The organism is Ottowia flava, from assembly GCF_008017535.1.
Classification (GTDB): domain Bacteria; phylum Pseudomonadota; class Gammaproteobacteria; order Burkholderiales; family Burkholderiaceae_C; genus Ottowia; species Ottowia flava.
On record NZ_VRUA01000003.1, the window covers coordinates 103,558 to 117,459 of the forward strand.

14 protein-coding genes are annotated in these 13,902 nt (G+C 66.7%); 10 read left to right on the top strand and 4 right to left on the bottom strand.

The genetic code is table 11. The annotated features are described in order from the left end of the window. Positions 1–144 precede the first annotated feature (144 nt). Complete coding sequence (locus tag FVQ98_RS04655) at positions 145–1,176, bottom strand: IS110 family RNA-guided transposase (protein WP_059896278.1); 1,032 nt, start codon at positions 1,174–1,176, stop codon at positions 145–147. A 497-nt stretch (positions 1,177–1,673) separates the two neighbouring features. On the opposite strand from FVQ98_RS04655, the gene FVQ98_RS04660 reads away from it, so the two are divergent. The 5 genes from FVQ98_RS04660 (at position 1,674) to FVQ98_RS04680 (ending at position 6,352) form a co-directional block, all read left to right on the top strand. Then, positions 1,674–2,996 (top strand): aromatic ring-hydroxylating dioxygenase subunit alpha, encoded by a 1,323-nt coding sequence (locus FVQ98_RS04660; RefSeq protein WP_147912271.1) that lies wholly within the window; start codon positions 1,674–1,676, stop codon positions 2,994–2,996. 1 nt (position 2,997) lies between these two features. Further along, entirely contained in the window at positions 2,998–4,446 is a 1,449-nt protein-coding gene (locus FVQ98_RS04665; protein WP_147912272.1) for a glutamine synthetase family protein, read from the top strand. A gap of 190 nt (positions 4,447–4,636) precedes the next feature. Beyond that, entirely contained in the window at positions 4,637–4,960 is a 324-nt protein-coding gene (locus FVQ98_RS04670) for a 2Fe-2S iron-sulfur cluster-binding protein (protein ID WP_147912273.1), read from the top strand. Continuing rightward, complete coding sequence (locus FVQ98_RS04675; RefSeq protein ID WP_147912274.1) at positions 4,960–5,574, top strand: NAD(P)/FAD-dependent oxidoreductase; 615 nt, start codon at positions 4,960–4,962, stop codon at positions 5,572–5,574. The genes FVQ98_RS04670 and FVQ98_RS04675 overlap by 1 nt, the downstream gene beginning before the upstream one ends. Next, the gene (locus tag FVQ98_RS04680; protein ID WP_147912275.1) at positions 5,561–6,352 is read left to right on the top strand and encodes a phospholipase D-like domain-containing protein; all 792 of its coding nucleotides are present in this window, start codon (positions 5,561–5,563) and stop codon (positions 6,350–6,352) included. Before FVQ98_RS04675 ends, FVQ98_RS04680 begins: the two co-directional genes overlap by 14 nt. 83 nt (positions 6,353–6,435) lie before the next feature. On the opposite strand, the gene FVQ98_RS04685 is transcribed toward FVQ98_RS04680, so the two are convergent. After that, positions 6,436–7,416 carry a carbon-nitrogen hydrolase family protein gene (locus FVQ98_RS04685; protein WP_147912276.1) on the bottom strand — a complete coding sequence of 327 codons (981 nt, stop codon included), beginning with the start codon at positions 7,414–7,416 and terminating at the stop codon, positions 6,436–6,438. Between the two features lie 11 nt (positions 7,417–7,427). Beyond that, complete coding sequence (locus tag FVQ98_RS04690; RefSeq protein WP_187265629.1) at positions 7,428–8,396, bottom strand: Bug family tripartite tricarboxylate transporter substrate binding protein; 969 nt, start codon at positions 8,394–8,396, stop codon at positions 7,428–7,430. A gap of 123 nt (positions 8,397–8,519) precedes the next feature. Between FVQ98_RS04690 and FVQ98_RS04695 the strand changes: the two genes are divergently transcribed. Further along, positions 8,520–9,299 carry an IclR family transcriptional regulator domain-containing protein gene (locus FVQ98_RS04695; RefSeq protein WP_255507628.1) on the top strand — a complete coding sequence of 260 codons (780 nt, stop codon included), beginning with the start codon at positions 8,520–8,522 and terminating at the stop codon, positions 9,297–9,299. Positions 9,300–9,366: 67 nt separating this feature from the next. On the opposite strand, the gene FVQ98_RS04700 is transcribed toward FVQ98_RS04695, so the two are convergent. Beyond that, positions 9,367–10,155, bottom strand: coding sequence for an IclR family transcriptional regulator domain-containing protein (locus tag FVQ98_RS04700; RefSeq protein WP_255507629.1), 789 nt, complete (start codon positions 10,153–10,155; stop codon positions 9,367–9,369). Between the two features lie 127 nt (positions 10,156–10,282). On the opposite strand from FVQ98_RS04700, the gene FVQ98_RS04705 reads away from it, so the two are divergent. From FVQ98_RS04705 to FVQ98_RS04720, 4 genes are all read left to right on the top strand, one after another. Further along, positions 10,283–11,509 (top strand): cytochrome P450, encoded by a 1,227-nt coding sequence (locus FVQ98_RS04705; protein WP_147912279.1) that lies wholly within the window; start codon positions 10,283–10,285, stop codon positions 11,507–11,509. Between the two features lie 61 nt (positions 11,510–11,570). After that, positions 11,571–11,894, top strand: a complete 324-nt coding sequence (locus tag FVQ98_RS04710) for a 2Fe-2S iron-sulfur cluster-binding protein (RefSeq protein ID WP_147912280.1) — start codon at positions 11,571–11,573, stop codon at positions 11,892–11,894. Between the two features lie 5 nt (positions 11,895–11,899). Further along, positions 11,900–13,126, top strand: a complete 1,227-nt coding sequence (locus FVQ98_RS04715; protein ID WP_147912281.1) for an NAD(P)/FAD-dependent oxidoreductase — start codon at positions 11,900–11,902, stop codon at positions 13,124–13,126. Positions 13,127–13,143: 17 nt separating this feature from the next. Continuing rightward, complete coding sequence (locus FVQ98_RS04720; protein ID WP_147912282.1) at positions 13,144–13,902, top strand: SDR family NAD(P)-dependent oxidoreductase; 759 nt, start codon at positions 13,144–13,146, stop codon at positions 13,900–13,902.

Here is a 13,902-nt window from a genome sequence, read left to right on the forward strand (position 1 = left end):
ACGGACTGTTGAAGTCCTGCAAGCCATTCAGGTTTGGCTCGTCCCGGTCTGACCTGTTTCACATCACTTCGCGTGTCGCTGCCTCATCGCCTTCAAAGGCTCACATACCCTTTCTTGGGTTGGGTTGATATTCAGCTACCTGCATCACGCCGCTTGCCGCCTGATGCTCTGGTAGCCCCGTTGGTAGTCCTGTTGCCGGGCCGTCACGGCCCAGATCGTTCGGGCCATCTTGGCCGCCTGCGCCACGATCACGACGTTGGCCGGCCTCCTGCCCTTGAGTTGCTCCAGCCACGGCCCAGGCTCCTTGGCATGCGTGAGCACCGAGCGCGCGCCGTGGATGAGCAAGGTGCGCAAGTAGGTGTCGCCCCGTTTGGAGATGCCCAGCAGATTGACCCGCCCGCCCGTGCCGCGCTGTTTGGGCACCAGGCCCAGCCAGGCGCAGAACTCGCGCGCCGACTTGAATGCCTTGGCCTGTCCCATCGTGGCGATCGCCGCGGTGGCCGTCAGCAGACCCACGCCCGGTATTTGCGCCACGCGCCTCATGTCCGTGTCAGTGCGCAGGACTGCGGTAAGCCGCACTTCCACGGCCTTGATGTCCGCGCCCAGTTGCTTGATGCGCTGCACCTGCTCGCGCAGGCTGTCGGCGACGTACTGCGGCATGGAATTGGCCAACGATTCCAAGGTGGCCTCGATCTCGCTGAACAGCGCATTCCTGCCTCGCGCGAACGTCGCACCAAACTCGTAGAGCAGGCCGCGCAGCGCATTGATCTGCATGACTTTCATCTTCATGAGCATCTCGCGCTGGCGGTGCAAGGTCAGCGTGGCCTGCTGCGCCAGGGTTTTCATGCCCACGAACTTGGTGCCCGGCTGCTGTACCGCCAGCCAGATGGCCCGTGCGTCGGTGGCGTCGGTCTTGTTGCCACTCACGAAGGGGCGCACGGCCTTGGCGTGGATCAGCCGCACGGTGTGGCCTTGCGCCGTCAGCTCTCGCGCCCAGTGGTGCGCGCCGCCGCAGGCTTCGATGCCGATGACACACGGCGCACGGTTGGCAAAGTGCTCCAGCACCTTGGCCCGCTTGAGCTGCAGGTTGACGATCTCGCCCGTGGCCATGTCCACGCTGTGGAGCTGGAACACGCTCTTGGCGATGTCCAGGCCGATGACTTGCAGCCCACCCATCTGGCCGATGATTTGTCCTGCGCCTTGTGCTGAATTACGATGCATGACGGAGCCTTGCTGGTGTTTGTGAAGACCTCGGTCTATCACGCCATGGGCACTTTGATGCCGTATCCAGTCGAGGCTCCACCTTGTCCTGCGGACAAACCAGCTTCCCGCAACGGCTACGCTGATCATCTCCGAGCTCCTGCTGCGATCGACTTCCCCGTGGGGAGGGAGGCATCCATTACATCTCCTTGTATGCAGTAATCGAAGCAAATTCTAGGCGGGTCGTCTGGTGTACGCATGAATCGATCTCTGGCGCGGATCATGCATGCATCAGCAAGCGAAAGACGCACCGAGCGGCGACTTTTTCCTCATTTAGTGCAGCATGTTCCGAATCAGTGCATTGATTCTCCACAAAAAATTGTTGACCCGATGCCATATTTCACGACAATGCATCCCAATGCATCCCAATGCATACAACTGAATGCATTGACTGAAAGGCTTGGAGCTTCACGATGATCAGCGCCGAACAAAACGACCTCATCACCCGCGCTGGACGCGGCACGCCCGCCGGCACCCTGCTGCGCTGCTACTGGCAGCCCGTGGCCCTGTCCGAGGAGTTGCGCGGCCCGCGCCCGCTGCGGCCGGTGCAGCTCATGGGCCAGCATTTCGTGCTGTTCCGCGACGAGTCCGGCCGGGTCGGCCTGCTCGATCGTGACTGCCCCCACCGCGGCGCCGACCTGGCCTACGGCCGGCTCGAAAACGGCGGCCTGCGCTGCGCCTTCCACGGCTGGCTGTTCGATGCCACCGGCCAATGCCTCGAGACGCCGGCCGAGCCGGCGGGCAGCAAGCTGTGCACGCGCATCCGCCAGGGCGCCTACCCGGTGGTGGAGAAGAGCGGCATCGTCTTTGCGTACATCGGCGAGGGCGAGCCCCCCGCCTTTCCCGAGTTCGACTGCTTCGTCGCGCCCGACAGCCACACTTTCGCGTTCAAGGGACTGTGGGAGTGCAATTGGCTGCAGGCGCTCGAGGTGGGCATGGACCCGGCGCATGCCTCCTTCCTGCACCGCTTCTACGAGGACGAGGACACCTCCGAGAGCTACGGCAAGCAGTTCCGCGGTGCCTCGGCCGACTCCGAACTGGCCATCACGCAGGTGCTGCGCGAATACGACCGGCCCGACATCGCCGCGGAGCCGGCGCCGTACGGCATGAAGCTGACCACGCTGCGCAAGCTCTCCGAGCAGCAGACGCACGTGCGCGTGACCAACGTCGTCTTTCCGCAGGCCTTCGTGATCCCGATGAGTTCGGAGATGACGATTTCGCAGTGGCACGTGCCGGTCGACGACACGCATTGCTACTGGTACGCGATCTTCACCAGCTTCTCCGGCCCGGTGGACAAGGAACAGATGCGCGAGCAGCGCCTGCAGACCATCGAGCTGCCGCTGTACACCTCGCGCAAGAACAAGCGCAACGAGTACGGCTACAGCGTCGAGGAGCAGCTGACCCAGACCTACACCGGCATGGGCCAGGACATCAACGTGCACGACCAGTGGGCCTGCGAATCGATGGGGCCGATCCAGGACCGCACCCGCGAGCACCTCGGCACGACCGATAAGGGCATCATGCTGTACCGCCGGATGCTGGTGAAAGCCATCGAGGCGGCGCAGGCGGGCGAAGCCGTGCCGATGCAACCCACGGCCGAGGACGCCGGCACCCTGACCGGTCCGCCGTCGATCGACGGCGTGGCGGCCGCCGACAGGGCGGCCAGCTACTGCGAAGAGGCCGACCGGGCCCGGCGGCAGGCTTCGGACTGGGCCTCGGCCCGCCTGGCGGCCTGAGATGAGCGCCTTTGCCGAACGCTTCGGTCTCTGGAGCGACGAACAACAGGCCCAGGCGAGCGAGATCGTCGGGCGCATCGACGCCGGCGAGCTCGACGTCCTTCGCTTCGCCTGGGCCGACCAGCACGGCGTGCTGCGCGGCAAGACCCTGGTGGCGGAAGCGGCGCGCGGGGCGCTGGCGCGTGGCGTGAACCTCACGACCACGCTGCTGGCCAAGGACACGTCGCACCGCTCGGTGTTCCCGGTCTTCTCGGCCGGCGGCGGCTTCGCGCTCGAAGGGCTGCAGGGCGGCGCCGACTTCACGGTCCTGGCCGACCCGTCCACCTTCCGCATGCTGCCCTGGGCGCCCCGCACGGGCTGGGTCCTGTGCGATGCGTTCATGAAGAACGGCCGGCGCTGCCCCTTCGACACCCGGCAGATCCTGCGGCGCGCGATCGACCGGCTCGCGTCGCGCGGCCTGGAATTCGTGGCAGGGCTGGAGGTCGAGTTCCACGTGTTCAAGCTCGACGATGCGCAGATGCGCCTGGCCGATGCGGGACAGCCGGGCACGCCGCCGGCCGTGTCGCTGCTCACGCACGGCCACCAGTACCTGACCGAGCTGCGCTACGACCGCGTGGATGGGCTCATGGAGCTGCTGCGCACCCAACTGCAGGCGCTGGGCCTGCCGCTGCACTCGCTGGAGATCGAGTTCGGCCCCAGCCAGTTCGAGCTGGTGTTCGGCCCCACGGTGGGCATGGCGCCTGCCGACACGATGGTGCTGCTGCGCAGCGCGATCAAGCAAATCTGCCAGCGCCACGGCTACCACGCCACCTTCATGTGCCGTCCACGCATTCCCAGCGTCATGTCCAGCGGCTGGCACCTGCACCAGTCGCTGCGCCATGCGAAGGGCGGCGACAACGCGTTCATGCCCGACGCGAACGGTGACGCTGCACTCCCGCTGAGTCCGCTCGGCATGCAGTACCTCGCGGGCCTGAAGGCCCATGCTCGCGGTGCCGCGGCGCTGGCGAGCCCGACGTTGAACGGCTATCGCCGCTACCGGCCGTTCTCGCTCGCGCCCGATCGCGCCATCTGGGCGCAGGACAACCGTGGCGCCATGCTGCGCGTGCTCGGCGCGCCGGGCGACAGCGCTTCGCGCATCGAGAACCGCATCGGCGAGCCGACCGCCAATCCCTACCTGTACCTCGCCTCGCAGATCTTCTCGGGGCTGGATGGCGTCGAGCGCGGGCTGGACCCCGGGCCGTCGGCCGACGCGCCCTACGAAACCCCGGCGGAGGAGCTTCCACGGACGCTCGACGCCGCGCTGGCGGCCTTGCAGGCGGATGCCGAACTGGTGGAGGGGCTGGGACGGCACTTCGTCGACTACTACTGCCACATCAAGCAGGCCGAGATCGCGCGCTTCAACCTCGAAGTCACCGAGTGGGAGCACCGCGAGTACTTCGACATGTTCTGAGTGAATGATGAATCCCCCAGTCTCCGCGCTGCGCGCTCCGCCAACCCCCTTCCGCTGCGCGAAGGGGGCGCACCCAGCGGCCTGGCAGAGCCAGTTCCGCGGGTGCCCTGGCATGGCCTGCTCCGCGGCCTTCGGCACCGCGCCATGCGAGGCGACGCCGAGCCTGCGCAAGCGACATCCCTCAACATAAATGCCCACGATCCACTACATCCTCAAGGACGGCAGCACGCGCAGCGTCGAGGCCAAGCTCGGCGCCAGCGTGATGGAGACCGCCATCCAGCACAACATCCGCGGCATCGACGCCGAGTGCGGCGGCAGTTGCTCGTGCGCGACCTGCCACGTCTATGTCGACGAGGCCTTCGTCGACCGGCTGACGCCGCCGGACGAGATGGAAGACGAACTGCTGGACGGCACGGCCAGCGAGCGCGCGCCCAACAGCAGGCTCAGCTGCCAGATCCCGTTGACAGCGGAACTCGACGGCCTCACCGTGCGCGTGCCGGAGACGCAGGTCTGATGGCCGATGCGCTGGTCATCGTCGGTGCGTCCTATGCCGGGGTGCAGCTCGCGGCCTCTGCGCGAGAGCTGGGCTTCGAGGCGCCGATCGTGCTGCTCGGCGACGAGCGCCACGCGCCGTACCAGCGGCCGCCGCTGTCCAAGGGCCTGCTCGCCGGCAAGACCGCCGCCGACCAGCTCGCACTGCGCGGCCCGGACTTCTATGCCCAGCAGGCGATCGAGCTGCGCCTGGGCACAAGGGCCACGGGCGTCGATCTCTCGTCGCAGCGTGTGCACCTGGCCGACGGCAGCGAACTGGACTACGGCTGGCTCGCCTTCGCCACCGGTGCGCGTTGCCGGCCGCTGGCCGTGCCCGGCGCCGATCTCCAGGGCGTGCACGAGTTGCGAACGCTGGACGACGCCATCGCCGTGCAGGCTGCGCTGGGCCGCAGCCGGCGGGCCTGCGTGATCGGCGGCGGATTCATCGGGCTGGAAGTTGCGGCGGCGCTGACGGCGGCGGGCGCGAGCGTCACCGTGGTCGAGGGTCAGCCGCGCCTCCTCGCACGCAGCTTAGAGGCAGCGCCTCAAGCGCAAATCAACGCTGGGGAGCGGAAGAAGAAACATGGAACTGATTGACAACATCACCCGTTTGCTGGGTGACGACATCAAAGCGACGCTGAAGCCCAAGTCACGGCTCAAGATCGCCGCCTCGTGCTTCTCGATGTACGCCTTCGAGGCCTTGAAGGCCGAGCTGGAGAAGATCGACGAACTCAGCTTCATCTTCACCTCGCCCACTTTTACGGTCAGCGAGGTCACCGACAAGATTCGCAAAGAGCGCAAGGAATTCCACATCCCCAAGCTCGACCGCGAGCGCAGCCTGTACGGCAGCGAATTCGAGATTCAACTGCGCAATAAGCTGACCCAACGCGCCATCGCCAAGGAGTGCGCTGACTGGATGCGCCGCAAGGCCCGATTCAAGAGCAACCGCATCAAGGCCCCCATGCAGCCTTTCGCCGTTGTGCAGGCCAACGGGACAGATACCGCCTACATGCCGCTCCACGGCTTCACGGCAGTGGACTTGGGCTATCAGCAAGGCAACGCGGTGTCCAACCTCGTCAACAAGATGGACGAGCCCGCCTTTGCCGCCACCTACCTCAGCCTGTTCGACCAGATTTGGAACGACCCCGAGAAGCTAGAGGACGTGACTGCGCAGATTTGCGAACACATCGCCTCGGTGTACCAGGAGAACTCGCCCGAGAGCATCTACTTCTTGATGCTCTACAACATCTTCAACGAGTTCCTGGACGAGATCGACGAAGACGTACTACCCAACGACTGCACCGGCTACCAAGACACGCTGAGCTGGAACAAGCTCTTCAACTGTAGGCGGCCCCCTTATGGGGAGGCGACATAAAGAGCTTGCATGGCGGATGCAGCTCCAGTCTGGGTATCGGCGCGCGGCTCCCGGCGTATTGCTCCGCACTGGGGCGGGTACGGCTAGTCCGGTTGGTCCGGCGCCTCTTCGTCCGCAGACTTTCGCAGGGGGGACGCCAACCGTCGCACCGGCGTCTTTGCACGGTCGTCGAACACCACACTGAACGGCTTTGGCCAGTAGTGCCCCGTCGACTCATGGATGAAGTACTTGGGAATTGCCGCGGCCAGGTCGATGTCCGCGTACACGATGCCTTCCTCGTCCCAGGCCAGCGGTTCCGTCAACAGTTTTCCGCTACCCGCTTCGATGATCGCCGTCCAGGCGTTCACCGGCTGCTGCTCGCGCGTCAGCCCCAGCCGATCCAGCACGTCCTGCCCAACCACCAGTTGGCTGCAAAGAACGTAGCTGTTGTGAGCGATGGCGTGATAACGGGAGCAGATCTCGGCGAGCGAGCGGTCCGCCAGCGTGAACCCCAGCCACGCGGCCACATGGACCTGTTCACCCATGGCGGCCAAGGTGTATGCGGGCAGCGACATCGTATGTTCGCCGCAGATCAGCCCGCCGAGCTTGCCGACGGCAGTGTCATACACCTCGTGGGTGCTCCCGTCGCCGTCACCCCAGACCAGTTTTTCGGGCCCGGTCGGTCTGAACTTGCGGTGCTTGCCGAGAAGCTCCCCGCCGGGACTGAAATACAGCAGCGTGTTGTAGAGCGTCTTGCCTTCACGCTCATTGACACCGATGACCACATAGGCCTCGGCCTCGCGAGCTGCTTGTCCGAGCATGGCGACCACGGGTCCAGGCACCTCCACCGCGTTGCGGAACAACTCGGCCGAGAAGGCACCGCCCCGGCCCATGGGAAGGTGCCATGCCCAGTACGGCCCACCGGCAAGGAAGACCTCGGGCAACGCGATCAGCTTCGCGCCCTGCGATGCAGCTTGGCGGATGAGGGCGCAGGCCTTGTCCACGCTGGCGTCGAGGTCCAGGAACACCGGGGCGGCCTGGACGGCTGCTGCCTTGTACTTGGGGGGAATGTCCAGTTTCAGCATCTCTTGATTCCTTACTTTGCTAGGCCGAGCTTCTTGCCGATGTCATTCACCACGGCGGTCTCCTCGCGCATCATGGTGATCACACGCGCGGGCGGCTGGTAGTCGTTCAGGATCCCCAGCGGCAGGATGCGCGCGTTCACCGCCGGATCCCGGAGTGACCTGGCGAATGCCTCCTCGAGCGTCTTGCGCGTGCTCTCCGGCACGCCCGCCGGCACGACGAAGGCCGTCCAGACGCCGATCAGGTCCTGTGGGTATCCAAGTTCCTTCAACGTGGGAACCGACTCGTAGCCGGGAAACTTGTCGGACAGCGCGATGGCTTTCGCCGCGCCTGCCTTCAGCGTGCCGCTGACCGACCCGAGCGAGACGATCACGCCCTCCACATGCCCGCCGCGCATGGCGGTGATGGCGGGCCCCGAGCCCTTGAAGGGCACCGAGAGGATGCCGGCCTTCGTCAGGCCGTTCAGGATTTCGACGTCGAAGTCGCCGATGGAACCCTGGCCGGCGGTGCCGAGCCGCACCTTGCCCGGATTGTTCCTGGCGAATTCGACCAGGCCCTTGAGGTCAGTGAACGGAAGTCCGTTCACGATCACGAGCACACTGGGCGTGCGCTCGGCCAGGCTGACGGGCTGCAAGTCCTTGAACGGATCGTAGTTCGTGCTGGCTGCCTGCAGCACGGGCCTGAAGGTGAGCGATGCGTTGATGGCCATCAGCACCTTCTGCCCATCCCTTGGCCCGCGGAGCAATTCGGCCACCGACAGGGCTCCGCCGGCACCGGGCCGGTTGTCGACCAGGACCGGGGTGCGCAGGTGCGTCGCCAGGTTCTCCGCCAGGATACGGGCGGCGGAGTCGAAGCCGTCACCTGCGGCAACGGGAACGATGATGGTGATCGGGCCGGTTGGAAACTCCGGCGTCCGGGCGGCGGCCGGGCCGGCGAGCAGCGGAGTGAGGGCAACCATCACGGAGAGCAGAAGATTCTTCATCGTATTTCCAGGGTGAGAACGCCGGAGTTCACGCGTGCAGCGCGGGATGCGGCGAAATTCTGTGGGCGGCGGGTGCGCCGGCAAAGCCAAAATGGCGCTATGCGCCAAATCCCTCCTGCCCCGTTGGCCGCCAGCGTCCATCCGCACGACAGGAACATCGTGGTCGCCCTCAAAAAGGGCCTGGAGATCCTCACGTGCTTCGGGCGTGAAGCAAGCAGGCTCACCCCCTCGGAAGTGGCCCGTCGCACGGGGAGCACGCCGGCATCGGCACGCCGGGCGCTGCACACCCTGCTCGCATCGGGGTTCCTGGAATCGGACGGGAAGCGCTACTGGATGGCCCCGCGCACGCTTCTGATCGCGCATGCCTATTTCACCTCCCGGCCCACGGCGCAGCTTGCCCAGCCTGTCATGGAGGCCCTGGCGGAGCGTACGAAGGAGTCCTCTTCCCTGGGCAAGCTGCTGGACGACGATGTCATCATCCTCTCGCGCTCGATCACCCGAAGCACCCTCGCGACCGGGCTGGGCATCGGCGCGCGCCTGCCCGCGTACTGCTCCGCGCTCGGGCGAGTGCTGCTGGCGGGTATGCCGCGCGACGAAGCAGCACGCAAGCTGCAGAGCATGGAGCGCATCCCGCTGACGGCCCGAACGACGTACGACCTGGACGAACTCCTCGTGTTGCTGGAGAAGTGCCGCGAGCAGGGCTGGGCTTCCAGCGACGAAGAGCTGGAGCTGGGCGTGCGTTCCATTGCCGTGCCCGTCACCGACCGGAGCGGAAAGACCATCGCCGGATTGAGCATTTCCGTTCGAGCGGACCGGATGCGCTTCTCGGAATTCCGGGCCCAGATGCTGCCGCACCTTCACCGGGCGGGTGCAAGCCTGTCCGCTCGCCTCCCCCCGGAATAGTCTCCTTCCATGCGGACCTGGCACCCGCGCGGAGCGCCGCAATGGCGGTCGCTTGCGCGGGCCGCGCTCAGAGCAGCGAGGCGAAGTTGCGCCGTGCGGTTTCCATCTCCGGGAGCAGTTCCTCGACCACCTGCTCGCGCGTCATGCGGCTGGTCGCCACCGAGAGGCTCATCGCCGCGATCAGTTCGCCGCGGCCGTTGCGTATGGGCACGGCGATCGAGCGCAGTCCGATTTCCAGCTCCTGGTCGCTCAGCGCGTAACCGTTGGCGCGCACCAGGGCCACCTGTTTCATGATCTCGCGCACGTCCGTGCAGGTGTGCGGCGTGAAGGCGGGACGCGCCATCCGGTTCAACATGAACTCGACATCCGCGGGCGGCAGTTCCGACAGCAGCACGCGTCCTGTCGCACTGCAGTAGGCGGGCAGCCGGGCGCCGACGCCCAGGCCGCTGGACAGGCTGCGCCTGTGGGTGGAGCGGGCCACGAACACCGCATCCTGCGAGTCCAGCACCGCCATGGATGCCGACTCGCGCGTGAGTTCGCTTGTCATCTCGAGGATGGGCTGGGCGACCTTCGTCAGGGGGTCGGACGCGACGTACGCATGCCCGAGGCGCAGCGAGCGCGGCGCCAGCCTGAAATGCCGGCCGTCCTGCTGCGCATATCCCAGCTTGCACAGCGTCAACAGGCTGCGCCGCACTGCGGCCTTCGTGTGTCCGGTGATCTCTGCCGCGTGCGTCAGGGTCAGCGGACCCTTGCTGATGCCGAAGGCCTCAATGATGGCCAGGCCCTTCTCGAGCCCCATCACGTATTCCTTTTCTTCCTTCTTTTCTTCCAGCGTTGCGCCGAGAACCGCCGCCATTTTCCGCTCCAAAGGTTCGATATGCGAACAATATAGCCGAAATCATTGACTCTGATCAAAGCTGGAACGAGACTTCACTACGCCTTTCGCCAACCAGGGTGTTGCTGATGAGACAAGGAATAAACGAATGACCAGCGCTCAGACGCTCGAACGCCGCGAGGTGAATGCCCCCGTCACCGACTTCGATCCCTACTCGGACGCAGTCCTCGACAACCCCTATCCGCACTACGAGATGCTGCGCGAGCTGGGGCCGGTGTTCTACCTGAGCCGCTACGACGCCTACGGCATCGCGCGTCATTCCGAGATCGATGCGGTGCTGCGCGATCCGGTGACGTTCTGCTCGAGCGCAGGCGTCGGCCTGGCCAACTTCCACACCACGGAGCCGTGGCGCAAGCCGAGCATCATCCTGGAGGTCGATCCTCCCATGCACGCGCGCACCCGCAAGGTCGTGGGCGGCCTGCTGGCGCCGGCCAACATCAACAAGCTGCGCCCCACCTTCGAGCGCCAGGCCGAACTGCTGGTGGACCAGATCCTGGAGAAGGGGCGCTTCGACGCCGTCGAGGACCTGTGCGAAGCCTATCCTCTCAAGGTGTTCGCCGACGCGGTCGGCATCCCCACCGAAGGACGCGAGCAGTACCTGCTGCCGTACGGCGACATGGTGTTCAACGCGTTCGGCCCGGTGAACGAGCGCTTCGAGGCGTGCTTCGCCAGGCTGCAGGGCGGCGCATCGGACTGGATCGCCGAGGTCTGCAAGCGCGAGAACCTCACTCCGGACGGCTTCGGCGCGCAGCTGTACAAGGCCGCCGACGAAGGCCTGCTGGCGCCGGAAGAAGCACCGATGCTGGTGCGCACCTTGCTCTCCGCCGGCCTCGACACGACGGTGTTCACGCTGTGCAACGCCATCCTGTCCTTCTCGCGCCATCCCGATCAATGGGCGCTGGTCCACGCGAACCCCGCCCTGGCGCGGCAGGCGCTCGAGGAAGTGCTGCGCTACGAAAGTACCTTCCACTCCTTCTACCGCACCACCACCCGGGCCGTCGAAGTGGCCGGCGTGCCCATGGGGAACGAGCAGAAGATCTGCGTCTTCATCGGCTCCGCGAACCGCGATCCGCGCCGCTGGGGCGAGACCGCTGACCGGTTCGACGTGAGCCGCCGGGCGGCCGGCAACCTCGCCTTCGGCACCGGCATCCATGGCTGCGCCGGCCAGATGATCGCGCGCCTGGAGGGCGAGATCGTCCTGACCGCGCTGGCCAGGCGGGTCAGGCAGATCCACCTCGAGGGCCCGCCGGTCATCCACTACAACAACTCGGTCCGCGGCTACACCAGCATGCCCGTCAGCGTCACCGCCGCCTGAGCCGGCGGCAGCGCCAGGCTGTCCGGCCCTTTCCCCTTCCACCCATCGTCAAGAGGCGTCCATGCCCCAGATCACGTACGTCCAGCCGGACGGCGCCCGCCGCTCCATTGCCGCCGCTCCCGGCGCCACGGTCATGCTGACCGCCGTTTCCAACAACATCCCGGGCATCGTCGCCGAGTGCGGCGGCGCCGCGATGTGCGCGACCTGCCACGTGTACCTCGACGAGGCCAGCCAAGCCGTCGTGGCGCCCGTCAGCGAGGTCGAGAACGAGATGCTGGACAGCGCCGCCAGCGGCCGCCGCGAAAACAGCCGCCTGAGCTGCCAGCTGGTGCTGGAGCCCGGGGTGGAAGAGATCGTGGTCCACATCCCCTCGCACCAGGTCTGAACGGCATGGTCCAGGCAGGCGTCATCGTGGTCGGCGGCGGACAGGGCGGCTTCCAGGTCGCCGCCTCGCTGCGCGAGGAAGGGTACCAGGGCAGCATCACGCTCATTGGCGATGAGCCGGGCCTGCCGTACCAGCGCCCGCCGCTGTCCAAGGGCTTCCTGGCTGGAAAAGCGCAAGCGCAACAGATCGAACTGCGCCCGCCGGCCTTCTACGCGGAGCAAGGCATTGCCTTGCTGGCGCCGGAGCGCGTCACCAGCGTCGATCGCGCGGCGCGCCGTGTCGGCCTGGCCTCCGGTGCCTCGCTCGCCTATGAGCACCTGGTGCTGGCCACCGGAGCGCGGGCGCGCATTCCCACCGTACCGGGCGCAGATCTTCCCGGCATCCTGCCCCTGCGCAGTCGCGCCGACGCCGAAGCCATGCTGGCCCTGCTGCCGCAGGTGCGTCGCCTGGTGGTCGTGGGCGGCGGCTTCATCGGGCTGGAAGTGGCCGCCGTGGGCACGGACATGGGCCTGGACGTGCGCGTGATCGAATTCGCTGACCGCGTCCTCAAGCGCTGCGTATCGGCCGGCGTCTCCGCCTACCTCGCCGACGCCCAGGCCAAGCGCGGGGTGCAATTCAGCTTCGAAACCGGCGTCATCGCGTTCAGCGGCAGTGAAGGCAGGGTCGCCCGCGTGCAGACCAGCCGCGACGACGACTTCGAGGCCGACCTGGTGGTGGTCGGCGTCGGCGTCGAGCCCAATGTGGAACTGGCACGCCAGGCCGGCCTGCCGGTCCAGGACGGGATCGTGGTCGACGCGCACCTGCTGACCGCTGACCCCGCCATCTCCGCCATCGGAGACTGTGCCCGCTACCCCACTACGTGGCTCGCGGCGCCGGTGCGGCTGGAATCCGTGCAGAACGCGGTCGACCAGGCCCGTTGCGTCGCCGCCCGCCTTGCCGGCCGGGGCACGCCCTACTCAAAGGTGCCCTGGTTCTGGAGTGACCAGGGCGACAACCGCCTGCAGATCGCGGGAGTGTCCGAGGCCGGCGACAGCGCGGTGCTGCGGGGTGACCGCGCCTGCGGCAAGTTCTCCGTCTTCCGTTTCCGCGCCGGGCGGCTCGCCGCCGTGGAATCGATCAACAGCCCCGCGGACCACATGGCCGCTCGCAAGCTCCTGGCCGCCGGCACCCCTGTCACTCCCGAGCAGGCCGCGGACGCCAGCCTGAAGCTGGCCACCCTGCTCGCCCCCTGAACCGAACGAGGACTTCCATGATCTCCGAACAGCCCAAGACCATTGTCATCACCGGCGGCGCGAGCGGCATCGGCTATGCCTTCAGCGAGCACCTCGCGCAGCTGGGCCACCGCATCGTGATCGCCGACCTGCGCGGTGCCGACGAGGCGGCTGGCCGCCTCCGCGAGGCCGGGTACAAGGCCATCGGCACCCAGGCCGACGTGACCAGCGAGCGGGACGTCGCCGGGATGGCCGCTGCCGCACACGCCGAATTCGGCGGGATCGACTGCCTCGTCAACAACGCGGGACTGTTCACCACGCTGGCGCTCAAACCCTTCGACCAGATCAGCAACCAGGAATGGATGCGGGTGATGGAGGTGAACACCCTCGGGCCCTTCAACTGCGCCAAGGCGGTGCTGCCGGCGCTGCGGGCCAGCGGCCGGGGCCGACTGGTGAACATCGCCTCCACCGTGCCGATCAAGGGGCCGCCCAACATGGCCCACTACGTCGCCAGCAAGGGCGCGGTGATCGCCTTCACCCGTTCGCTGGCGCGCGAACTGGCCAAGGACCACATCACGGTGAATGCCATCGCCCCCGGCTTCACGCTGAGCGACGGCGTGCTGCAGTCGGACCTGCAGAACCGGATCGGGGACAACGCCCGCACCACCGGCCGCTGCATACAGCGCGACCAGATACCGGCGGACCTCGTGGGTGCCCTGGCCTACCTCGTCAGCGACGGCGCCAGCTTCGTCACCGGCCAGACCCTCGCCGTCGACGGCGGCGGCGTGTTTCTCTGA